The sequence below is a fragment of the Ralstonia sp. UNC404CL21Col genome (assembly GCF_000620465.1).
Classification (GTDB): domain Bacteria; phylum Pseudomonadota; class Gammaproteobacteria; order Burkholderiales; family Burkholderiaceae; genus Ralstonia; species Ralstonia flatus.
Genome location: NZ_JIBE01000003.1, coordinates 1113552 through 1134164, shown reverse-complemented (window position 1 = coordinate 1134164; position 20613 = coordinate 1113552). Strand labels below are relative to the sequence as shown.

26 protein-coding genes are annotated in these 20613 nt (G+C 63.7%); 20 read left to right on the top strand and 6 right to left on the bottom strand.

All coding sequences use genetic code 11. The features are described 5' to 3' along the window. Positions 1–24: 24 nt before the first annotated feature. From N511_RS0105415 to bfr, 5 genes are all read left to right on the top strand, one after another. Positions 25–480 carry a PTS sugar transporter subunit IIA gene (locus N511_RS0105415; protein WP_027678360.1) on the top strand — a complete coding sequence of 152 codons (456 nt, stop codon included), beginning with the start codon at positions 25–27 and terminating at the stop codon, positions 478–480. Next, positions 449–718 carry an HPr family phosphocarrier protein gene (locus tag N511_RS0105410; protein ID WP_004637085.1) on the top strand — a complete coding sequence of 90 codons (270 nt, stop codon included), beginning with the start codon at positions 449–451 and terminating at the stop codon, positions 716–718. Before N511_RS0105415 ends, N511_RS0105410 begins: the two co-directional genes overlap by 32 nt. 44 nt (positions 719–762) lie before the next feature. Beyond that, positions 763–2514, top strand: coding sequence for a phosphoenolpyruvate--protein phosphotransferase (gene ptsP / locus N511_RS0105405; RefSeq protein WP_027678359.1), 1752 nt, complete (start codon positions 763–765; stop codon positions 2512–2514). Between the two features lie 229 nt (positions 2515–2743). Further along, on the top strand, positions 2744–3019 hold the full coding sequence (locus tag N511_RS0105400) for a (2Fe-2S)-binding protein (protein ID WP_027678358.1): 276 nt from the start codon (positions 2744–2746) through the stop codon (positions 3017–3019). A gap of 148 nt (positions 3020–3167) precedes the next feature. Then, entirely contained in the window at positions 3168–3647 is a 480-nt protein-coding gene (gene bfr / locus N511_RS0105395; protein WP_027678357.1) for a bacterioferritin, read from the top strand. Between the two features lie 68 nt (positions 3648–3715). Here the strand turns inward: bfr and N511_RS0105390 are convergent, their stop codons facing one another. From N511_RS0105390 to gpmA, 3 genes are all read right to left on the bottom strand, one after another. Then, entirely contained in the window at positions 3716–4465 is a 750-nt protein-coding gene (locus N511_RS0105390; protein ID WP_027678356.1) for a HesA/MoeB/ThiF family protein, read from the bottom strand. A 69-nt stretch (positions 4466–4534) separates the two neighbouring features. Beyond that, positions 4535–6151: a S41 family peptidase gene (locus tag N511_RS0105385; RefSeq protein ID WP_027678355.1), complete on the bottom strand. Its 1617-nt coding sequence runs from the start codon at positions 6149–6151 to the stop codon at positions 4535–4537. A 118-nt stretch (positions 6152–6269) separates the two neighbouring features. Then, positions 6270–7016, bottom strand: a complete 747-nt coding sequence (gene gpmA / locus N511_RS0105380) for a 2,3-diphosphoglycerate-dependent phosphoglycerate mutase (RefSeq protein ID WP_027678354.1) — start codon at positions 7014–7016, stop codon at positions 6270–6272. A 177-nt stretch (positions 7017–7193) separates the two neighbouring features. Between gpmA and N511_RS0105375 the strand changes: the two genes are divergently transcribed. From N511_RS0105375 to N511_RS0105360, 4 genes are all read left to right on the top strand, one after another. Next, on the top strand, positions 7194–7616 hold the full coding sequence (locus N511_RS0105375; RefSeq protein WP_027678353.1) for a rhodanese-like domain-containing protein: 423 nt from the start codon (positions 7194–7196) through the stop codon (positions 7614–7616). An 18-nt stretch (positions 7617–7634) separates the two neighbouring features. Further along, entirely contained in the window at positions 7635–7892 is a 258-nt protein-coding gene (gene grxC / locus N511_RS0105370; RefSeq protein ID WP_004633497.1) for a glutaredoxin 3, read from the top strand. A gap of 172 nt (positions 7893–8064) precedes the next feature. Beyond that, positions 8065–8583 carry a protein-export chaperone SecB gene (gene secB, locus N511_RS0105365; protein WP_027678352.1) on the top strand — a complete coding sequence of 173 codons (519 nt, stop codon included), beginning with the start codon at positions 8065–8067 and terminating at the stop codon, positions 8581–8583. Positions 8584–8691: 108 nt separating this feature from the next. Further along, positions 8692–9708: an NAD(P)H-dependent glycerol-3-phosphate dehydrogenase gene (locus tag N511_RS0105360; protein ID WP_027678351.1), complete on the top strand. Its 1017-nt coding sequence runs from the start codon at positions 8692–8694 to the stop codon at positions 9706–9708. Between the two features lie 29 nt (positions 9709–9737). On the opposite strand, the gene trmL is transcribed toward N511_RS0105360, so the two are convergent. Then, entirely contained in the window at positions 9738–10208 is a 471-nt protein-coding gene (trmL, locus tag N511_RS0105355; protein WP_027678350.1) for a tRNA (uridine(34)/cytosine(34)/5-carboxymethylaminomethyluridine(34)-2'-O)-methyltransferase TrmL, read from the bottom strand. Between the two features lie 111 nt (positions 10209–10319). Further along, a complete protein-coding gene (locus N511_RS0105350; RefSeq protein ID WP_027678349.1) occupies positions 10320–11042 on the bottom strand; it encodes a phosphoribosyltransferase family protein in 723 nt (240 codons plus the stop codon). Between the two features lie 108 nt (positions 11043–11150). On the opposite strand from N511_RS0105350, the gene N511_RS0105345 reads away from it, so the two are divergent. From N511_RS0105345 to N511_RS0105305, 8 genes are all read left to right on the top strand, one after another. Further along, positions 11151–12092 (top strand): methyltransferase domain-containing protein, encoded by a 942-nt coding sequence (locus tag N511_RS0105345; protein ID WP_027678348.1) that lies wholly within the window; start codon positions 11151–11153, stop codon positions 12090–12092. 194 nt (positions 12093–12286) lie between these two features. Further along, a complete protein-coding gene (locus tag N511_RS0105340; protein ID WP_027678347.1) occupies positions 12287–12484 on the top strand; it encodes a hypothetical protein in 198 nt (65 codons plus the stop codon). Between the two features lie 237 nt (positions 12485–12721). Beyond that, the gene (gene coxB / locus N511_RS0105330) at positions 12722–13978 is read left to right on the top strand and encodes a cytochrome c oxidase subunit II (protein ID WP_027678346.1); all 1257 of its coding nucleotides are present in this window, start codon (positions 12722–12724) and stop codon (positions 13976–13978) included. Between the two features lie 40 nt (positions 13979–14018). Next, positions 14019–15623 carry a cytochrome c oxidase subunit I gene (gene ctaD, locus N511_RS0105325; protein WP_027678345.1) on the top strand — a complete coding sequence of 535 codons (1605 nt, stop codon included), beginning with the start codon at positions 14019–14021 and terminating at the stop codon, positions 15621–15623. Positions 15624–15675: 52 nt separating this feature from the next. Beyond that, a complete protein-coding gene (locus tag N511_RS25445; RefSeq protein WP_231479573.1) occupies positions 15676–15807 on the top strand; it encodes a cytochrome oxidase small assembly protein in 132 nt (43 codons plus the stop codon). 49 nt (positions 15808–15856) lie between these two features. Further along, the gene (locus N511_RS0105315) at positions 15857–16465 is read left to right on the top strand and encodes a cytochrome c oxidase assembly protein (protein WP_027678344.1); all 609 of its coding nucleotides are present in this window, start codon (positions 15857–15859) and stop codon (positions 16463–16465) included. Between the two features lie 4 nt (positions 16466–16469). Continuing rightward, positions 16470–16682 carry a DUF2970 domain-containing protein gene (locus N511_RS0105310; protein ID WP_027678343.1) on the top strand — a complete coding sequence of 71 codons (213 nt, stop codon included), beginning with the start codon at positions 16470–16472 and terminating at the stop codon, positions 16680–16682. A gap of 88 nt (positions 16683–16770) precedes the next feature. Then, on the top strand, positions 16771–17631 hold the full coding sequence (locus N511_RS0105305; protein WP_027678342.1) for a cytochrome c oxidase subunit 3: 861 nt from the start codon (positions 16771–16773) through the stop codon (positions 17629–17631). Between the two features lie 126 nt (positions 17632–17757). Here N511_RS0105305 and N511_RS0105300 read toward each other — a convergent pair whose 3' ends face one another. Next, positions 17758–17967, bottom strand: coding sequence for a twin transmembrane helix small protein (locus N511_RS0105300; RefSeq protein ID WP_024976747.1), 210 nt, complete (start codon positions 17965–17967; stop codon positions 17758–17760). A 69-nt stretch (positions 17968–18036) separates the two neighbouring features. Here N511_RS0105300 and N511_RS0105295 point away from each other — a divergent pair, with 69 nt between their 5' ends. Genes N511_RS0105295 through N511_RS0105285 form a run of 3 tightly spaced genes read left to right on the top strand, consistent with a single transcriptional unit; the run spans position 18037 to position 20611 of the window. Further along, the gene (locus tag N511_RS0105295; protein WP_027678341.1) at positions 18037–18807 is read left to right on the top strand and encodes an SURF1 family protein; all 771 of its coding nucleotides are present in this window, start codon (positions 18037–18039) and stop codon (positions 18805–18807) included. 52 nt (positions 18808–18859) lie between these two features. Further along, positions 18860–19516 carry an SCO family protein gene (locus N511_RS0105290; protein ID WP_027678340.1) on the top strand — a complete coding sequence of 219 codons (657 nt, stop codon included), beginning with the start codon at positions 18860–18862 and terminating at the stop codon, positions 19514–19516. Between the two features lie 3 nt (positions 19517–19519). Next, positions 19520–20611 (top strand): COX15/CtaA family protein, encoded by a 1092-nt coding sequence (locus tag N511_RS0105285; RefSeq protein WP_027678339.1) that lies wholly within the window; start codon positions 19520–19522, stop codon positions 20609–20611. Positions 20612–20613 lie beyond the last annotated feature (2 nt).

The following is a 20613-nucleotide window of genomic DNA, read 5'->3' as shown; positions in this document are numbered from 1 at the left end:
GTTACACCGATTCGCTTTTCGATCATGGCAGGGATTCTGATCATCGCTCATGCGCCGCTGGCCAGCGCACTGCGCGATTGCGCTGCACACGTCTATTGCGGTCAGCCCGAACGGCTGGGCGCAATCGATGTCCTGCCTGATGCCGAGCCGGCCGCCGTGCTGGCGCAGGCGCGCGACAAGCTCGCCGAACTCATTGAAGCCAACGGCGCGCTGGTGCTCACCGACATCTTCGGGGCGACGCCCGCCAATATCGCCTCGCGCTTGGCCGATCCGGGCCGCGTGCGCGTGCTGGCCGGCGTGAACCTGCCGATGCTCGTGCGCGCCATCTGCTATCGCTCCGAAAAACTCGAACAACTTGCCGCCAAGGCCCTGGCCGGCGGCGCGCAAGGCGTACTGCAGGTCGGCTCGACAGCCGTTCAGAACCAGGTTGCCAACCATCCGGACAAATATGCTGCAGAGGGATATCACCATCATCAATAAGCTCGGGCTGCATGCCCGCGCCTCCGCCAAACTCACGCAGCTCGCCAGCAAGTTCGACAGCCAGATCAAGATGTCGCGCAACGGCCGTCAGGTCGACGCCAAGAGCATCATGGGCGTGATGATGCTGGCTGCGGGCATCGGCTCCACCGTCACGCTGGAGATCGACGGGCCCGACGAGCACGACGCCATGGATGGTCTCGTCGCGCTCATCAACGATCGCTTCGGCGAAGGCGAATAACCCGCTCGACACACTCCACTTCAACGCCGCTCCGGCCAGCGTCTATGCCTTTTACCCTGCACGGTATTCCGGTCTCGCGCGGCATCTCCATCGGCCGCGCCCACATGCTGGCGCGTGCGGCGCTCGATGTGTCGCATTACCTCGTCGATGAAGACAAGCTCGACGCCGAGGTCGAGCGCCTGCGCAATGCCCGCGCGACCGTGCGTGCCGAACTGGCCGCACTCAAGCGTGACCTGCCTACCGACGTGCCCGAAGAGATGGGCGCCTTCCTCGATGTGCACGCGATGATTCTGGACGACGCGTTGCTCTCACAGGTGCCCGAGACGCTGATTCGCCAGCGACGCTACAACGCAGAGTGGGCGCTCACAACGCAGCTTGAAGAACTGATCCGCCAGTTTGGCGAAATCGAAGACGAATACCTGCGCGAGCGCAAGGCCGACATCGAGCAGGTGGTCGAACGCATTCTGAAGGTGCTCGCCGGTGCGCCCGCGCTGGCGCCCGCGCCGGTGGCGGTCGGCTGCGATCCGGACGCCGGCATGATCGTCGTCGCGCACGATATTGCGCCGGCCGACATGCTGCAGTTCCGCGGTCAGACCTTCGCCGGCTTTGTGACGGATCTCGGCGGTCGTACTTCACATACCGCCATCGTGGCGCGCAGCCTCGACATTCCGGCCGCCGTGGGCGTACACAACGCGAGCACGCTGATTCGTCAGGACGACATCGTCGTCATCGACGGCGACAACGGCATCGTCATTGTCGATCCGAACACATCCATCCTCGAGGAATACCGCCATCGCCGCAGCGAAGGCGAGCTGCAGAAGAAGCGCCTCGAACGCCTGCGCCATACGCCCACCGTCACGCTCGACGGTACGCAGATTGACCTTCAGGCAAACATCGAAATGCCGGAAGACGCGGCCGCCGCCGTCAAAGCCGGCGCCGTGGGCGTGGGCCTGTTCCGCTCCGAATTCCTCTTCATGAACCGTCGTGGCGCGCTGCCCGACGAGGAAGAGCAGTTCCGCGCGTACCGCACCGCCGTTGAATCGATGATGGGCTTGCCCGTCACGATCCGCACCATCGACATCGGCGCCGACAAGCCGCTGGACATCCGCGACGACGTGTTCGAGACCGCGCCCAATCCGGCGCTGGGTTTGCGTGCGATTCGCTGGTCGCTGTCGGAACCGGCGATGTTCCTGACGCAGTTGCGCGCGCTGCTGCGGGCGTCCGCATTTGGGCCGACCAAGATTCTCGTGCCGATGTTGGCGCACGCCCGCGAAATCGACCAGACGCTGGAATTGCTGGCGCGCGCCAAGGCTTCGCTCGACGCCGACGGGCTGGCCTATGATCCGGGCATCAAAGTCGGCGCCATGATCGAGATTCCGGCTGCGGTGCTGATCCTGCCGGTGTTCCTGCGCCGCATGGATTTTCTCTCGATCGGCACGAATGACCTGATCCAATACACGCTCGCCATCGACCGCGCTGACAACGCGGTCGCGCATCTGTACGACCCGCTGCATCCGGCGGTGCTGCAATTGATCGCGCGCACCATCCGAGAGGCGCATCAGGCCGGCAAACCGGTGTCGGTGTGCGGCGAGATGGCGGGCGATGCCTCCATGACGCGCCTGCTGCTCGGCATGGGCCTCACCGAGTTTTCGATGCATCCGTCGCAGTTGCTGAGCGTCAAGCAGCAGATTCTGCGCGCGGACCGGCCGCGTCTGATGCGCGAGGCCGACCGCCTGCTGCATGCCTGCGAACCGGCCGAAATCGAAGAGGCGCTCGACGCGCTGGCGCGAGCCTGACACGCGGTTTTCTCAAGCGTCGGCTGCACCGGGTGTCGCGCCGACGCGTCGCCTCCGTTGGCGGAGTTCCTCCCTAAGTGATTGAAATTGCACGTCTTTCTCTATAAAGACGGCTCGCGCGCACCTGCATGACCCTCCGTGCGGAATGGGGTCGAACAAGAATTGTTCTCATTTCCATTCTCTGTTATTCTGGTTTTACAGCGCGTTCTGAGCGCTGCGGAGGAATCCCGTGTACGTCTGTATCTGCAACCAAGTGACCGACCGCGAAATCCATGGCGCCGCCCGTCTGGGCGTGTCGACAATGGACGAACTTGCCGAAACGCTCGGCGTGGGCACGTGCTGCGGACAATGCCGGGACTGCGCCAAGCAGGTGCTTGCCGAAGCGGTGAGCTGCATCCCCGTCGATCAAATCTTGGGCCGTGCCAGCACGCATGCCATAATCGAACGTCGCGACGAGCCCGTTGCCAATGATCAGGCCATTGCGCCCGGAGCGTTGGCTGCCTGATTCCCCGTTTTTTCCTGTCGCCGCGAATTGCCGCCCAGGCGTTGAGCCTCGGTGGCATTTGTTGCTTTCTGGTCAGGCACTGGGCTCGCCTTGAGCGGACGCGTGCGTGCGTCCATCACCGCAGTTGCACTTTGCTGGAGCCCCAAGAATGAAAGGCGATAAGAAGGTCATCCAATATCTGAACGCCCAGCTCAAGAACGAGCTGACCGCCATCAACCAGTACTTCCTCCACGCCCGCATGTACGGCCACTGGGGGCTCAAGCGCATTGGGGACCACGAATACAAGGAGTCGATCGGCGAGATGAAGCATGCCGATCGCCTGATCGAGCGCATCCTGATGCTCGACGGCCTGCCCAACCTGCAGGATCTCGGCAAGATCTTCATCGGCCAGGACACGAAAGAGATCATCGAGTGCGACTTGAAGCTGGAGCGCGCCGCACACGGCACCGTGGTCGAGGGCATCGCCTATTGCGAATCCGTGAAGGACTACGTCAGCCGCGAAATTCTGGTCGACATCCTGGACGACACCGAAGAGCACATCGACTGGCTGGAAACGCAGCTCGAGCTGATCGACAAGATCGGCATCCAGAACTACCTGCAATCGCAGATGGAGCCCGAGGGCGAGTAAGTCTCGTCAGGCGGCGAAAAAAAGAAGGAGGCCTCGGCCTCCTTTTTTGTTGCGCGGTTTCGGACCTCTCAGTGCGCTTCGCCACAGACCGGGCACGACGGCTGACGCGTGATGCGCATCGTCGTCCATTCCATCGAGAGGCCATCGAGCATCAGCAGGCGACCAGCAAGAGACTGGCCGACGCGCGCGATCAGCTTCAGCGCCTCGGCAGCCTGCACCGTACCCACCATGCCCACCAGCGGCGAGAACACGCCCATCGTTGCGCATGCGACGTCGGGTGCGGGCTCGTCAGGCGGGAACAGGCACGCGTAGCAGGGGCCGCCGGCGCGGCTGTCAAATACGCTGATCTGCCCGTCAAAACGGATGGCGGCGCCCGACACCAGCGGCACCCCAGCCCGCACGCAGGCAAGGTTGGTGGCCTGGCGGGTGCCGAAGTTATCGGAGCAGTCCAGCACCACGCTCACGCCTTGTAGGAGCGCGCCAATGGCGTCGGCATCGAGCCGGCGCTGTAAGGCATTCACGCGCACGTCCGCATTCAGTCGGGCAATGGCCGCCTGGGCCGATGCCACCTTCGGTTGTCCGACCGATTCCGTGGTGTGGATGATCTGGCGCTGCAGATTGGTCAAGTCCACTGTGTCGTCGTCGACGATGGTGAGCGTGCCCACGCCGGCCGCAGCCAGATAGGGCAGGGCCGCGGCGCCAAGCCCGCCCGCACCGATGACGAGTACATGGCTCTCAAGCAGGCGCGTTTGCCCTTCGATGCCGATTTCGTCGAGCAGGATATGGCGGGAGTACCGCAGCAGTTGATTGTCGTTCATGGCGGAACAATGAAAAAGGCCGTGCGGTGCACGGCCTCGTAAGTTTGCCAGTGTTTGCCGGCGGGTGTCTTAACGGGCGCCGGTCGGTTCCGGGGCAGGCTGCACGCCGCTCGCAGGAACATTGGGCTTCGGTGCGGCCGGCTCGGAAGCCGGCGCGGCCTTACCCTTGGGCAACTTGGCCGGGGCGCTGGATTCCTTGGCCGCCGGCGACTTCACCGCCTTGTCCGGCACCGCGGCCGCCGCAGCTTCCAGCACCGACTTCGAGCGCTTGACTGGCTGACCCTTCAAGTCGGCGATGGCCTGTTGCAGCATGAAGTCTTCGGCCGAACCGAACTCGATCGGCTTCTTGTTGCGCTCCTTCTCGCGTTGCTCGGGCGTCTTCTTGGCGTTTTCTTCTTCCAGGCGACGCAGCTCTTCAACGCGGCGCTTTTCGCGCTCGGTCATCTCGGCTTCTTCCGATTCCTGCTTGTTGTGCAGGTGGCGTTCGGTGTCGATCTCGCGCGTGATCAGCGCATCGTCCGGGTCGCCGTCCGGGTTCTGATCAACCGGAATATCCGGGCGGATGCCCTTGGCCTGGATCGATTTGCCCGACGGCGTGTAGTAGTACGCGATGGTCAGCTTGATGCCGGTGTCGTTCGACAGCGGACGCACCGTTTGCACCGAACCCTTGCCGAAAGTCGTCTTGCCCATCGTCTTGGCGCGGTGATGATCCTGCAGGGCGCCAGCCACGATCTCCGACGCCGACGCCGTGTAGGCGTTGGTCAGCACGATGATCGGCACGGTCTTGAACTCGGGGTCCAGGTTGGCCAGCGGATCGGAATCGAAGTTGCTCAAGCGGTAGTTGGCGAAGGTCGCCTTGTACGTGCGCTTTGCATCCGGCACCTGGCCGTTGGTCGACACCACCGTCACGTCCGGCGGCAGGAAGGCAGCCGACACGCCAACCGCCGCCTGCAGCACGCCGCCGCCGTTGTTGCGCAGATCCAGAATCAGGCCCTTGAGGTGGGCGTCCTGCTTGGCCAGGTCATTGAGCTTCTTGGCCAGGTCCGGCACGGTGCGTTCCTGGAAGCTGGTGATGCGCACCCAGGCGATGCCGTTGTCGAGCATCTTGGCCTTGACCGACTGCACCTGGATCTCGGCGCGGGTGATGGTCAGCGGGAATGTGCGCTCTTCCTTCTTGCGATAGATCGTGAGCGTGACCTTGGTGCCCGGCGCGCCGCGCATGCGCTTGACGGCTTGCTCGAGCGGCATGCCACGCACAGGTTTGTCGTCGATGCGGGTGATCAGGTCGCCCGGTTGCACGCCAGCGCGGAAGGCGGGGGTGTCTTCGATCGGGTTGATGACCTTGACCAGGCCTTCTTCCTGCGAGATCTCGATGCCCAGACCGGCAAAGCGGCCCTGGGTCCCTTCCTGCAGTTCCTGGAAGTCCTTCTTGTCCAGGTAGGCGGAATGCGGGTCGAGGCTGGCGACCATGCCCTTGATGGCTTCGGTCAGCAGCTTGTCGTCGTCCACCGGCTCGACATACTCGCGCTTGATCTGGCCAAAGATGTCCGCCATGAGCCTGAGCTTCTCCAGCGGAAGCGGCCCGACCGTCGCGTTTTGCGCGGTGGCGGAGAGCTGGAGCGTCGCTAGCACCCCGGTGACGAGGCCGATGGCGATCAAGCTGATGTTCTTGAGCGAAGTTCGCATGTGTCGAGCGTGGACGTGGGAACAGTAGATAAACATGGCCCGGGACGGCTCGCGCACATCCCGGGCTACAGGCTTCGACAGTATAAAGGCGTTGGAGTGCCGCAGCGCCCGTTACGGTTTATTTCGACTTGCCTTGGCTGGCCACCGCCGCGAGCGAGGCGGCAATCGCTTCCTGGTCGCCCAGGTAGTAATGGCGGATCGGCCTGAGGTCGGCGTCCAGCTCATACACAAGCGGCGTGCCGTTGGGAATGTTCAGACCGACGATGTCCGCGTCGGAAATGCCGTCCAGGTACTTCACCAGCGCGCGGATGCTGTTGCCGTGCGCGGCGATCACCACGCGCTTGCCGCTCTTGATGGCCGGTGCAATCGATTCTTCCCACAGCGGCATCACGCGTGCGACGGTGTCCTTCAGGCATTCGGTCAGGGGCACTTGCTCGCGCGTGAGGCCCGCATAACGCGGGTTGCCGAAGGCGTCGTTGTCGGCCCCGGGTTCGAGCGCGGGCGGCGGCGTGTCGTAGCTGCGGCGCCAGACGAGGACTTGCTCGTCGCCATACTGCGCGGCGGTTTCGGCCTTGTTCAGGCCCGACAGCGCGCCGTAGTGGCGCTCGTTCAGGCGCCATTCGTTGCGGGTCGGGATCCACATCAGGTCCATTTCATCCTGCACATGCCACAGCGTGCGGATCGCGCGCTTGAGCACCGAGGTGTAGGCCAGATCGAACGTGAAGCCGGCTTCGCGCAGCAGTTTGCCGCCTTGGCGGGCCTGGGCGACGCCCGTGTCGGTCAGGTCGACATCGACCCAGCCGGTGAAACGGTTCTCCAGATTCCACGTCGATTCGCCGTGGCGGATGAGGACGAGCTTATGCATGACTGCCATGATGAGAAGTGAGAAAACCTGCGCGCGGCTTGCTGGGCGACGTGTCGTACGTCATCGTGCGGCCGCCGAAACCAGCTATTTTATAATGCCGCGGGCTTTGGGCCCCCGAACCGTTCGGCTGATGTTCGCCCATTAGACTTGCCCGACTCATCCCAGGAAACCGATACCGTGAAGTTCTTCGCCGATTACAACAACCTCGCACTGCTCGCTGTCGCCATCGTTTCGGGTCTGCTGCTGCTCTGGGCGCCCATCCAGCGCCGGATCGCGGGCGGCGGTGGCGCCAAGGTGAGTGCCTCCGTGGCCACACAGCTCATCAACCGCCGCAACGCCGTGGTGGTGGATGTGCGCGAAAGCGGCGAATACGCCGCAGGGCATCTGCCGCAAGCGAAGCACGCGCCGCTCGGCGAGCTTGAGGGCAAGGCTTCGAGCCTTGCAAAGAACAAAGAGACCCCCATCATCCTCGTATGCCAGACCGGCCAGCGCGCTGGGCGGGCCCAAGCAGTCCTGAAGCAGGCCGGTTACAGTGAGGTGTATTCGCTCGAGGGCGGATTGGCCGCCTGGCAACAAGCCGGCCTTCCGGTTGTGAAATAAAGATACGAGGTTGAAGTTATGGCGCACGTGGTCATGTACAGCACCACCGTCTGCCCCTATTGCGTGGCAGCGGAACGACTCCTGAAGCAGCGCGGTGTCGAGCAGATCGAGAAGATCCTGATCGATCGCGAACCCGGCAAGCGCGAAGAGATGATGACGCGCACGAACCGCCGCACGGTCCCGCAGATTTATATCGACGAGCGCCACATCGGCGGCTTCGACGATCTGTCTGCGCTCGACCGCGAAGGTGGCTTGGTTCCGTTGCTGGCTGCCTGATCCGGCGGCTCTGTCTCGCGCCTGTGCACCGCACGAAAACGCCCGGCTTAGCCCGGGCGTTGTACTTTTGGGCCGGCGCCCATAGCGGGCACCATTGGGTCATGTACCATACGCGTCTTGCGCGGCGGACGCTTCCGCCAAGCACTGACCACATTCCATTTGAAGGCGAGTCATGAGCGACCAGCAACAGCAGCAACCGGGCCAGGATGGCCAGCCGTTCTTCAACATCCAGCGCGTCTATCTGAAGGACCTGTCGCTGGAACAACCGAACTCGCCGCACATCTTCCTCGAGCAGGAACAGCCGTCCGTCGAAGTGCAGGTCGATGTGGCCGCATCGCAGCTGGCCGAAGGCGTATTTGAAGTGACCGTCATCGGTACCGTGACGACCAAGGTGCAAGAGAAGGTCGCCTTCCTGGTGGAAGCCAAGCAAGCGGGCATCTTCGATATCCGCAACGTGCCTGCCGAGCAGATGGACCCGCTGCTGGGCATCGCCTGCCCGACCATCGTGTACCCGTACCTGCGCTCGAACATTGCCGACACCATCGGCCGTGCCGGCTTCCAGCCGATCCACCTGGCTGAGATCAACTTCCAGGCGCTGTACGAACAACGCCTGGCCGCTGCCATGGAGCAGCAAGGCCAAGCCGGCGGTGCTGGTCTGGTGATGCCGGACGGCTCGCAGGCCACCCACTAAGTACGAGGCGCACTGCGCCAAAGGCCCGCGCCAGCCGCACGCTTGCGCGGGCTTTTTTTTTGCCCGACCTGTTGCTCGACCTTTGCCTGACCGATGTTGAACACGCGCATGCGAATTTCCGTTTTGGGTGCCGGTGCCTGGGGCACTGCCCTGGCCAGCCACGCGGCGCAATCGCACGACGTCGTGCTGTGGGGGCGTGACGCGAATCTCGTCACGCAGATGGCCGCCACGCACATCAACGCGCCGTATTTGCCGGGCATGACGCTGCAGGCGTCGTTGCGTTTTTCTGCTGATTTGCAAGCCGCCCTCGATCATGCGGCCGGCGACGACGGGCTCGCCGTCATCGCTTCGCCTGTGGCCGGGCTGGCTGACCTGACCCGCACGATTGCCGCGCACGGCGGCGTGCGCAATGTGATCTGGCTATGCAAGGGTTTCGACCCCGAGACCAGCGCACTGCCGCATGCCATCGTCGCCGATGTGCTGAAGATGTCGGGCCGTACCGACCTTGCTGTCGGCGTGCTGTCGGGCCCGAGTTTCGCCAAGGAAGTCGCGCAGGGTCTGCCGTGCGCCATGACGGTCGCCTCCACTAGCGAGGCGCTGTGCAAGCTCACGCAGCGCGGTTTTCACCATCACGCGATGCGCGTGTACGCCAGCGATGACCTCGTCGGCGTGGAAGTCGGCGGTGCCGTGAAGAACGTGCTGGCCATCGCGACAGGCGCCGCGGACGGCCTGGGGCTGGGGTTGAACGCGCGTGCCGCACTGGTGACGCGCGGGCTGGCCGAGATGACGCGCCTCGGCTTGGCGCTCGGGGGGCGACCGGAAACCTTCATGGGGCTGACCGGCATGGGCGATCTGCTGTTGACCGCCACCGGCGACTTGTCACGCAATCGCACGGTCGGGATGCAGCTCGCGCAGGGCCGCCCGCTGGACGATATCCTCCACAGCCTGGGTCACGTTGCAGAGGGCGTGCGTTGTGCGCGGGCGGTGGCGGCGCTTGCGCGTGCCAAGGGCGTGGATATGCCGATTACCTTTACCGTCTGCGAAGTCCTGTTCGAAGGGCTTCCTGCTGCGAAAGCGGTCGAGCGTCTGCTGCAGCGCGACGCCAAATCCGAATCGGCACGCTAGCCAGGCCGCAATCAGCGGGCGCGTCTGGATCAGGCGCCGCCCGCGAACCCGTTCTGCCGCCACGCTTCGAACACCACCACGGCCACCGTGTTCGATAGATTCAGGCTCCGGTTGTCCGGCCGCATCGGCAGGCGAATCCGCTGCGAAGCGGGAAACCACTCGCGCCGCTCTTCCGACAACCCACGCGTTTCCGACCCGAACACGAACCAGTCGCCCGGCTGAAACGCCATGCTGGCAAACGGCGTCGAGCCGCGCGTCGTGAGCGCGAACATGCGCGCGGGATCGGGCTGCGCATCGCGCAGAAAGGCGTCCCAATCGGCATGCACGCGCATCGTCGCGTACTCGTGGTAATCGAGGCCGGCGCGGCGCATGCGGGCATCCTCGAGCGGAAAACCCAGCGGTTCAATCAGATGCAGTTGCGCGCCCGTGTTGGCGCACAGGCGGATCACATTGCCGGTATTGGGCGGGATTTCGGGTTCGACAAGGACGACGTTGAACATGACCGGGCGGCAGGAGGAATTTCGGCGGCGAGCTTATCCACATTGGGAAGGGTTGTCACCCCGCCACAGCTTGGCACAGTTGGCGCGACACAATGTCGCATAAGCACGTGATCAAGGCGTGCGCAAGGCGACCACGTTGGTGACGCGGGTCGCGCCGGCGCGTTTGAGTTGTGTGGCGATCTCGCCGAGAGTCGTGCCGGTGGTCATCACATCGTCGACGATGCCGATGTGACGCCCCGCGATGCGCGCCGGCTCGGCAACGACAAATGCGCCGTGGAGGTTGGCCAGCCGCTCGGCGCGATCCAGCGTGGCCTGTGCGACGTTATCGCGCACACGATGCAGGGCGCCGGCGTGGGCCGGAATGTCCAACCGGCGGGCGATCCGGCGGGCAATCTCCCACGCCTGGTTGTAGCCGCGCGAGCGCAACCGGGCGGGTGACAGCGGCACTGGCAGCAGCAGGTCGGGCAAGTCGCCGGGCGCCGCCGCCAGTGCGTTAGCCAATTGGTCTGCCAGCCAATCCGCCAGTGGCAATTGCGCCCGAAACTTCAATCCGGTCACCAGGTGATCGAGCGGCCAGGCGTAGTCGGCGATGACGACGGTCGCGTCAAAGTCGGGCGCGCCGGCCAAACACGCGCGGCAATGCCGGGCGACGTGCCGGGCGTCCAGTGCAATGGCGCATTGGACGCAGCGCCGCCGGTGCAGGTGCGGGGCCAGGTCGCCCGTGCAGCCGTTGCACACCAAGTCGCCCTGGACCGCGCCGCAAAGCGCGCAGGCGCACGGCAGCAAATGGCGCAGTCCGGCCCGAAACCATGCCGATAACGTGTGTTTGTGCATGCAAAAAGCCGCTATCCAAGCCGATTTGCGGCTTCTGCGCTATCAGACGGCGCCTCAAACTGCGGGCCGGTATACTTGGCGACCGCAGTGTCCCGCCCCGCCTTGTCGATGTCCGATCCCGTCCTTGCCCGCCCTGCCGCCTTGCGGCGCGCCTTCGATCGCCGCGCCGCACGTTTCGCCGACGTGGATTTCTTGCTGCGCGAAGTGGGCAGTCGCATGCAGGACCGGCTGTCCTACATCAAGGCCATGCCCGCTCGGGCCCTGGACCTGGGCTGCGGCTTGGGACAAGGCTTGGCGGTGCTGCGCGCGCAATATCCGGATGCGCAGATCTGCGGGGTGGACTGGTCGTCCGCCATGCTGGCGCAAGCGCAGAAACTCGATCCGCAACGCACCGACGCGGGGTGGCTCGGCAGGCTGCTGAAGAAGCGCCCGGTCTTTGATTTCGCCCAGGCGGATTTCCGAGCGCTGCCCTTTGCCGGCGCGTCGTTCGACCTGCTGTGGTCGAACCTGGCGCTGCACTGGGACCCGGCGCCGCACGCGATCTTTCCCGAATGGCACCGCATCACCACGGAAGGTGGTCTGCTGATGTTCAGCCTGTTCGGCCCCGACACCTTGCGCGAGCTGCGCAGTGCCCTAGCCGGCATCGACGCGGGCATCCATACGCTGCGCTTTGTCGACATGCATGACATTGGCGACATGCTGGTGCATAGCCGCTGGTCCACGCCTGTCATGGACATGGAGCAGATCACGATCACCTACGAAACGCCGCAGGCGTTGCTGGCCGATGTGCATTTGCTGGGTGGCATGGCCGGCTTGACGGACGACGCCGGCCGCAGTCTCGCGGGCGCCGGCCTGCACACGCCCCGCTGGCGCCAGCGACTATTCGACGCACTCGATGCGCAGCGCAATCCCGACGGTGTGATCCCGCTCACCTTCGAAATCGTTTACGGCCATGCCTGGAAGCTTGCGCCGACCCAGCGGCAGGCGCTGGACGACCAGGGACGGGCGATGATCCCGATCGATCAGATCGGTCGCAAACCGCGCGCCTGAAGCGCTTTTAATGCGGCAAGGGCATTGACTGCACCTTGTCAAGCCGGGACTTGCATAAAGGCGCTTTGCCTTGTTTGGGGTCAATCGCGGCCATATAATGCGCCAGTTTGTCGCAGCAGCAGTCCCCCAAAGGCCTATCCCGTTTTTGCCACGGGCGAACCGTTCGGGTATGCATCCGAGGCAGGAGTGGTTCAATGCACGACATTGAAACCGCGCTCCACCCAGCATGCGGCGCCTCCACCATCTCGGAATCGCCGCGCGAGAACTGGCTCATGAAGCGAAACTGCTCGCTTTCAACCCGCCAGATTGGCTGGTTCACCCCCTTGGTCGTCATTCCCCCGTTCGTCATCGCTTGGTTTTCTGCTTGGCAAGGCGCGTTTGGTGCTGCCTGATGCGGGGGCTGGAGGTCGCGATTCTCGGATGGGCATTGCTGTACTATGCCCGCCACGCCTCCGATTACGGGCACGTCTGGCTGGAGAAGATGGCGCGCTCGCAGTCCAGCAGGTGAGCGTCTGGCGGCGCAAGCTTGTGGACGAGCTTTCCCGGTGTTTGAGACACGGGCAACCAACCCAGGTCTCATGAGCCGCGCACCGGGGCAGAGTGGAATCTGTCAATTGGGTAGATAAAAAATGAAAATGTTGAATAAGACATTGGCAAGTTTGCTGGCGGCAGGCTCTCTCCTCGCCCTCAGTCAAACGGCCCTGGCAGTGGAAGACATGCCGGGCGGCCCCGCAGTGCGGCAGCTCAATCTCGCGCCCCCGGTCACCAAGATCGCTGCCGAGATCCATTGGCTGCACTGGATGATGCTGATCATCTGTATCGTGATCTTCATCGGTGTTTTCGGGGTGATGTTCTACTCCATTTTCAAGCACCGTAAGTCGGTCGGCCACAAGCCTGCGACGTTCCACGAAAGCACCACGGTTGAAATCATCTGGACCATCGTGCCGTTCCTGATCGTGATCGGGATGGCGCTGCCGGCTACCAAGGCCGTGGTCGCCATGAAGGACACCACCAATTCCGACCTCACCATCAAGGCCACCGGCTACCAGTGGAAGTGGGGTTACGACTACCTGAAGGGCGAAGGCGAGGGCATCTCGTTCCTCTCCACGCTGACCACGCCCCGCGACCAGATCAACAACCAGGCGCCCAAGAGCACCACGTACCTGATCGAAGTCGACAACGAGCTGGTCGTGCCGGTCAACCGCAAGGTGCGCATCGTCACGACCGCCAACGACGTGATCCACTCGTGGATGATCCCGGCGTTTGGCGTGAAGCAGGATGCGATTCCGGGCTTCGTGCGCGACGCATGGTTCAAGGCAGAGAAGGTCGGCGTCTATCGCGGCCAGTGCGCTGAACTGTGCGGCAAGGAACACGCCTTCATGCCGATCGTCGTGCGCGTGCTCTCGCAGGATGACTACACCAAGTGGGTCGACGGCAAGAAGAAGGAAATGGCCGCCAAGGCCGATGACCCGAACAAGACCTACACGCTGGACGAGCTGAAGTCGCGCGGCGAGAAGGTCTATACCGCCAACTGCGCGGTCTGCCACCAGCCGAACGGCAAGGGCGGAGGCCCGTTCCCGGCGCTGGATGGCTCGAAGATCGCCAATGGCCCGCTGGCCGACCACGTTGGCATCGTGCTGCACGGCAAGGGCGCCATGCCGCCCTGGGCTTCGGCGCTGAACGATGTCGAAATCGCTGCCGTCGTCACTTACGAGCGCAACAACTGGGGCAACCATACCGGTGACCTGCTGCAGCCGACGCAAGTGAAGGATGCGCGCGGCGGCAAGATGCCTGAAGGCGGGGCCGCCAAGACTGCTGCAACTGAATCCGCCGGTAAGGTGGCGTCCAAACAAGCGAATGCGGCCGAAGACCGCAACGCTGGCTGATTGATCGTCTGCGTGACGAACCGAACCTAGGAGTTCCTCGATGAGCACCGCTGTTACGCACCCGCAAGATCACGCGCACGGTCATGGAGACGACCACGCGCACGACCATCCGCACGGCTGGCGCCGTTGGCTGTTCGCGACCAACCATAAGGACATCGGTACGCTGTACCTGCTGTTCTCTTTCATGATGCTGCTCTCGGGCGGCACGCTGGCCCTGCTGATCCGCCTTGAGCTGTTCCAGCCCGGCCTGCAGTTCTTCCACCCGGAGCTGTTCAACCAGTTCACCACGCTGCACGGCCTGATCATGGTGTTCGGCGCCATCATGCCGGCCTTCGTGGGCTTCGCGAACTGGATGATCCCGCTGCAGGTGGGGGCCTCCGACATGGCCTTCGCGCGGATGAACAACTTCAGCTTCTGGCTGCTGCCGCCTGCGGCACTGCTGCTGGTGGGCTCGTTCTTCGCACCGGGCGGTGCCACGGCGGCCGGCTGGACGCTCTACGCGCCGCTGTCGGTCCAGATGGGCCCCGGCATGGACATGGCGATCTTCGCAGTCCACATCATGGGCGCATCTTCCATCATGGGCGCGATCAACATCATCGTGACCATCCTGAACATGCGCGCGCCCGGCATGACGCTGATGAAGATGCCGATGTTCTGCTGGACGTGGCTGATCACGGCGTACCTGCTGATCGCCGTGATGCCGGTGCTGGCAGGCGCGATCACCATGGTGCTGACCGACCGCCACTTCGGCACGAGCTTCTTCTCTGCAGCCGGCGGCGGCGACCCGGTGATGTACCAGCACATCTTCTGGTTCTTCGGGCACCCCGAGGTGTACATCATGATCTTGCCGGCGTTCGGTATCGTCAGCCAGATCGTGCCGGCCTTCGCGCGCAAGCCGCTGTTCGGCTACAGCTCGATGGTGTACGCCACCGCGTCGATCGCCATCCTGTCGTTCATCGTGTGGGCGCACCACATGTTCACGACGGGCATGCCTGTGACGGGCCAGCTGTTCTTCATGTACGCGACGATGCTGATCGCGGTGCCGACCGGCGTGAAGATCTTCAACTGGGTGGCCACGATGTGGCGCGGCTCGATGACGTTCGAGACGCCGATGCTGTTCGCGATCGGCTTCATCTTCGTGTTCACGGTGGGCGGCTTCACGGGCCTGATCCTGGCCGTAGCGCCGATCGACATCCAGCTGCAGGACACCTACTACGTGGTGGCGCACTTCCACTACGTTCTGGTGGCCGGTTCGCTGTTCGCGCTGTTCGCGGGCTTCTACTACTGGGGTCCGAAGTGGTCGGGCTACATGTACAGCGAAACGCGCGGCAAGATCCACTTCTGGGGTTCGATGATCACCTTCAACCTCACGTTCTTCCCGATGCACTTCCTGGGCCTGGCGGGCATGCCGCGCCGCTATGCGGATTACCCGCAGCAGTTCGCTGATTTCAACGCGATCGCGTCGATTGGCGCGCTGGGTTTCGGCCTGATGCAGGTGTATTTCTTCTTCTTCGTGGTGCTGCCGTCGTACCGTGGTGGCGAGAAGGCCGCCGACAAGCCGTGGGATGGCGCGGAAGGCCTGGAGTGGACCGTGCCCTCGCCGGCGCCGTTCCACACCTTTGAAGAACCGCCGCTCGTGAAGTAATGCAGGTGTCGCGGGGCAGGCGAGTGCCGGCCCCGCGGTCCTCCGGACAACGATGTCGAATCCAGAAAAAAGCCCAACGCCCGAGCAACGCGCAGCCAACCGTCGCCTGGGGGTCATCCTTGGCACGATCGCGTTGGTCTTCTTTCTGGGTGTGATTTTCAAGCGCGTGGTGTTCGGCGGCTAGCCGGGCAAGCGATGCGCTGGTCGCTGAACCGAGATTTCGCGAGACCTCTATGAGCCAGACACCGGCGCAGCCGGATCCGACCCAAAACGACAAAGCGCTGGAGCGCGGCCTGAACCGCTCGATGCTCGGCAAGCTGGCCGTCGTGGTCGTGATCATGTTTGGCTTCGGCTACGCGATGGTGCCGCTGTACAAGAAGATCTGCGAGATCACGAACATCAACGTGCTCAACACGCGTGATGAAGACGGCGGCGCGCTGCGCAACTCGCAGGTCGACAAGACCCGCACGATCACGGTGGAATTCGATTCGAACAGCCAAGGGCCGTTCCGCTTCCGCCCGGTCAAGAACAGCATGGATGTACACCCCGGCGAGATCAGCCAGATCGTCTACGAGGTGGTGAACAAGGAGGGGCGTACGGTGGAGGCGCAGGCCATCCCGAGTTACGCGCCCAAGCAGGCAACCGAGTTCTTCAAGAAGATCGAGTGTTTCTGTTTCAAGCAGCAGACGCTGACGGCCAACGAATCGCGCGAGATGCCGGTGGTGTTTGTGATTGATCCGGATCTTCCCAAGGACGTGAAGACGATCACCTTGTCCTACACTTTCTTTGAAATCCACGCGCCGTCGGTCATTGCGCCGGCGATGCCGAACAAGGGAACGTGAGGACATGGAAGAACTGAAGGAAGCGACCAAGCGACGCGCATCATTCGCACAGACGATGAAGGCGGTGTTCTGGTCCTTCTTCGGTGTGCGCAAAGGCCGCGATCACGACCGTGACATGGCGCAGTTGAATCCCGTCCACGTGATCATTGCGGGCGTTCTGGCGGCGGTCATGTTTGTCGTTGTGCTGTTGCTGATCGTGCGAGCTGTGGTCGGTTGACGGTTGAGAAGGTTGAGGAGACGGCTCTGCAGCGCGGGCCGGGCAACATCGAGTGGATTCTTAAAAAAATAGAGCTGGAGAAAAAGAGATGAGTGCGAATCGAGCGAACGCTCCGTACTACTTCGTGCCCGGACCGTCGCGGCATCCGATTACGGCAAGCCTCGGCCTGCTGATCGTGCTGCTGAGTTCTGCGGCATGGGTGAATGCGCAGCCCTGGGCCCCCTGGACATTCCTGGTCGGCCTGCTGTGGTTCCTCTTTGTGCTGCGCGCGTGGTTTGCCGACGCCATCTCCGAATCCGAGACGGGCAAGTACGGCGACCGCGTGGATGCCTCGTTCCGCTGGTCGATGAGCTGGTTCATCTTCTCGGAAGTGATGTTCTTCGCGGCGTTCTTCGGCGCGCTGTTCTATGCCCGCACGATCGCCATGCCGTGGCTGGGCGATCTGAACAACAAGCTGCTGTGGCCCGACTTCAACGCGATGTGGCCGAACGCGGGCCCGGCCGGCACGGTCTCGCCGTTCACGACGATGGGCCCATGGCCGATCCCGACGATCAACACGGCGCTGCTGCTGACCTCCGGGGTGACGCTCACCTGGGCGCACCATGCGCTGCGTGAGGGCAAGCGTGCCCAGGTCATCCAGGGCCTGCTGCTGACGATCCTTCTGGGCTTCACGTTCATGGGCTTCCAGGCGTTCGAATACATCCACGCCTATCACGAACTGAACCTGAAGCTGACCTCGGGCATCTACGGTTCGACATTCTTCCTGCTGACGGGCTTCCACGGCTTCCACGTGACCATGGGCGCGATCATGCTGTCGGTGGTGCTGGGGCGTGTGATCAAGGGCCACTTCACGCCGGAGCATCACTTCGCATTCGAAGGCGCTGCGTGGTACTGGCACTTTGTGGACGTGGTGTGGCTGGGCCTGTACGTGGTGGTGTACTGGCTGTAAGACAGCATCGGATTGGGGCGGCGCAGCGTCGCTCCATGACCTGGCCAACGGCCGGCGAAGACAATGCCGCAGACGGGACACCGCTGCGGCGTTTTCGCTTTTCTGGCCTGACTGATTTGACGTGGGCTATTGGCCGAAGCGGATGCCGGTACTGTGAATCCACCCCAGCCGGTTCGCGACGAGGATGAAGATGAACAGCGCGATCGAGAAACCGACGCGGAACATCAACGAGCGAACGGTGCGGTTGCTGTGGCCCTTGTCGCGCATCAGGAAGAACAGCGCGGAGGCAAGGCTGCCGAGGATCAGCAGAAACGCAATGGCAACAACGATGCGCATGGAGGGCTGCCGGTTGGGCAATGACAGGTTGGAAATGACTGCCGAGCATTATCGCACCGGGGCTGAGCGATGACCGTGCGCGTGCCGATGCGGCAGTGGTTTGCGCCTGTGCCGATGTTGGCCGGCGTGGCGCTGATCGCGCTGACGTGCTCCCTCGGGCGTTGGCAGCTTTCGCGTGCGCACGAGCGCATCGAGCGCCAGGCCCGCATCATGGCGCTGGAAAATGCACCCGCCCAGCGCATCACCGCGCAGCCCGTGACAGCAGAGTCGGTGATGTACCGGCCGGTGCTGCTGCGTGGAACGTTCGACGTGGCGCACACGGTGCTGCTTGAGAACCGTCCGCACGTCACCAACGACGTATCGCGCCCGGGTTTCGAGGTGCTCATTCCGCTGAGGCTGGAAGGCGCCGGCGGGCGCGCCGTGTTGGTCGACCGGGGCTGGTTGCCGCGCGATCCGGCCGACCGCACGCGCATTGCGCAGTACACCACGCCGGCGGGCGAAGTGCAGGTCGAGGGGATGGCGGTGCCGCATGCCAGCCGGGTCTTTAGTCTGGGCAGCAAGGACGGCGCTGATGAAGTCGGCCAGCGACTTAGGCAGAATATCGACCTCGACGCCTTCTCGCGCGAAATCGGCGTGCCGCTCCAACCGTTCGTGGTGCAGCAGCAATCCGACGTGGAGGACGGCCTGTTGCGCGATTGGCCGCGCGCAGACCTGGGCGCTGAGCGCAATTACGGCTACGCATTCCAATGGTTTGCGATGGCGGCGGCAGTGTTTGGGCTGATGGTCTTCTACAGCGTGCGGCGTTATCGCCGCTTGGTGGGCACCTCCGAGCCCGCCTGAACACGAACTCGCGTTGCGGCTTAGTGCCGCAGCGGAATGTATTGGGAATCACATGGTGAATCAGGAATCCGCACCCGGCGCGCCGGGCACACTCGGGGCGTCCGAAGACCCGCGCATCGACGCGCGCACGCGCCGGGGCCGCTGGATGATGCTGTTGCTGCTGCTGGTGTGTGCCTCTCCGGTGATCGCGTCGTACCTTGCGTATTACGTGTTCACCCCGGCCGGCGGCAAGGCGGCATACGGCGCGCTGGTCGATCCGCAGCGTCCCATTCCGAGCGGCCTGATGGTGCAGGACGAGCACGGCGCTGAAGTGCCGCTCGCCAGCCTCAAGGGCAAATGGCTGATGGTCTCGGTGGATGGCAGCGCCTGTGACGACAACTGCGCGCGCAAGCTGTTCACCATGCGCCAGCTGCGCATCGGCCAGGGCCCGGACCGCGACCGCATCGTCCCCGTCTGGCTGGTGACCGACCGCGGTGAAATCGACCCGCGCCTCATCAAGGCCTACAACGACGATTACGGTGCCGTGCGCTTCTTGCGCGCGCCCGACCTGCCGAAGAACTGGCTTGCCGACGGCAAGACGCCGCCGACGGATCACCTCTTCCTGATCGATCCGCTTGGCAACCTGATGATGCAGTTCCCGAAAGATCCGGACCCGAAGAAGGTGCGTGGAGACATGACGCGACTCTTGAAGTATTCGCGCATCGGATAAGCCATGCTGCTGCAACTTGCTTCCATCGGCATCCTGATCGCGCTGATCCCCCTGTGCTACGTGCTGGTCAAGGGGGATCGCAACAAGTACCGCAAGCTGGTGTGGATCACCGCTTTCCTCACGCTCGACCTGATCATGTTCGGCAGCTTCACGCGTCTGACGGATTCAGGCCTCGGTTGCCCGGATTGGCCGGGCTGCTACGGCACCTCCAACCCGTTCCACGCCCGTGACGACATCCATGCCGCACAGGCCGCCATGCCGAGTGGCCCGGTCACGTGGATGAAGGCGTGGATCGAGATGACGCACCGCTACTTCGCGCTCGCGCTGGGCGTGCTGATCATCACGCTGGTGGTGCTGGCGTGGGTCAAGCGCAAGGAGCTGAAGCAATCGCCTTGGTATGCGACGGCCGTGCTGGCGTTGGTATGTGTGCAGGGCGCCTTTGGCGCGTGGACGGTCACGCTCAAGCTGCAGCCGGCCATCGTGGTGACGCACTTGCTGCTCGGCATGTCGTTGCTGGCCGCGCTGATCTGGCTCGGCTGCAAGAACGACGTGCCGCGTGTGGTGGATGAGCGTGGTGCCTCGTTGCGCATGGCGGCGGCCATCGGGCTCGCGCTGCTCGTTGTGCAGATTGCGCTGGGCGGCTGGGTCAGCACGAACTACGCTGTGCTGGCCTGTACCGATTTCCCGCTGTGCAATGGCCAGTGGGTGCCGCCGATGGACTTTGCACACGGCTTCACGTTCTGGCGCCAACTTGGCAAGACTGCCGGCGGCGATTTCATTTCGCACGACGCGCTGGTCGCCATCCATTGGACGCACCGCGTGTTTGCGGTCGTCGTGCTGAGCTACCTGGCATGGCTCGGCGTGCGCGCACGTCGCATCGACGGCATTGGCCGTGTCGCGACGGTGCTGCTCGTCGTGCTGGCCGTGCAATTGGCGACCGGACTGTCGAACATCGTGCTGGGGTGGCCGCTGCTGGCCGCTGTGGCGCACAACGGCGGCGCGGCCGTGCTGCTGTTGTTGATGGTGCGTCTGCATTACCTGATCGGGCTCGCGCAAGCGCGGGCGCCGATGCCCGTGGCGGCTGCCGTCGTCTGAAT

Coding starts and splice junctions, on each gene's coding strand:
- N511_RS0105345 (WP_027678348.1), top strand. CDS start 11,151: ATGTCCGATCCCGTCCTTGCCCGCCCTGCCGCCTTGCGGCGCGCCTTC.
- ptsP (WP_027678359.1), top strand. CDS start 763: ATGCCTTTTACCCTGCACGGTATTCCGGTCTCGCGCGGCATCTCCATC.
- N511_RS0105295 (WP_027678341.1), top strand. CDS start 18,037: ATGACCGTGCGCGTGCCGATGCGGCAGTGGTTTGCGCCTGTGCCGATG.
- N511_RS0105340 (WP_027678347.1), top strand. CDS start 12,287: ATGCACGACATTGAAACCGCGCTCCACCCAGCATGCGGCGCCTCCACC.
- bfr (WP_027678357.1), top strand. CDS start 3,168: ATGAAAGGCGATAAGAAGGTCATCCAATATCTGAACGCCCAGCTCAAG.
- ctaD (WP_027678345.1), top strand. CDS start 14,019: ATGAGCACCGCTGTTACGCACCCGCAAGATCACGCGCACGGTCATGGA.
- N511_RS0105300 (WP_024976747.1), bottom strand. CDS start 17,967: ATGCGCATCGTTGTTGCCATTGCGTTTCTGCTGATCCTCGGCAGCCTT.
- N511_RS0105315 (WP_027678344.1), top strand. CDS start 15,857: ATGAGCCAGACACCGGCGCAGCCGGATCCGACCCAAAACGACAAAGCG.
- grxC (WP_004633497.1), top strand. CDS start 7,635: ATGGCGCACGTGGTCATGTACAGCACCACCGTCTGCCCCTATTGCGTG.
- N511_RS0105410 (WP_004637085.1), top strand. CDS start 449: ATGCTGCAGAGGGATATCACCATCATCAATAAGCTCGGGCTGCATGCC.
- secB (WP_027678352.1), top strand. CDS start 8,065: ATGAGCGACCAGCAACAGCAGCAACCGGGCCAGGATGGCCAGCCGTTC.
- N511_RS0105290 (WP_027678340.1), top strand. CDS start 18,860: ATGGTGAATCAGGAATCCGCACCCGGCGCGCCGGGCACACTCGGGGCG.
- N511_RS0105360 (WP_027678351.1), top strand. CDS start 8,692: ATGCGAATTTCCGTTTTGGGTGCCGGTGCCTGGGGCACTGCCCTGGCC.
- N511_RS0105385 (WP_027678355.1), bottom strand. CDS start 6,151: ATGCGAACTTCGCTCAAGAACATCAGCTTGATCGCCATCGGCCTCGTC.
- N511_RS0105350 (WP_027678349.1), bottom strand. CDS start 11,042: ATGCACAAACACACGTTATCGGCATGGTTTCGGGCCGGACTGCGCCAT.
- N511_RS0105415 (WP_027678360.1), top strand. CDS start 25: ATGGCAGGGATTCTGATCATCGCTCATGCGCCGCTGGCCAGCGCACTG.
- trmL (WP_027678350.1), bottom strand. CDS start 10,208: ATGTTCAACGTCGTCCTTGTCGAACCCGAAATCCCGCCCAATACCGGC.
- gpmA (WP_027678354.1), bottom strand. CDS start 7,016: ATGCATAAGCTCGTCCTCATCCGCCACGGCGAATCGACGTGGAATCTG.
- N511_RS0105390 (WP_027678356.1), bottom strand. CDS start 4,465: ATGAACGACAATCAACTGCTGCGGTACTCCCGCCATATCCTGCTCGAC.
- N511_RS0105305 (WP_027678342.1), top strand. CDS start 16,771: ATGAGTGCGAATCGAGCGAACGCTCCGTACTACTTCGTGCCCGGACCG.
- N511_RS25445 (WP_231479573.1), top strand. CDS start 15,676: ATGTCGAATCCAGAAAAAAGCCCAACGCCCGAGCAACGCGCAGCCAAC.
- N511_RS0105310 (WP_027678343.1), top strand. CDS start 16,470: ATGGAAGAACTGAAGGAAGCGACCAAGCGACGCGCATCATTCGCACAG.
- N511_RS0105285 (WP_027678339.1), top strand. CDS start 19,520: ATGCTGCTGCAACTTGCTTCCATCGGCATCCTGATCGCGCTGATCCCC.
- coxB (WP_027678346.1), top strand. CDS start 12,722: ATGAAAATGTTGAATAAGACATTGGCAAGTTTGCTGGCGGCAGGCTCT.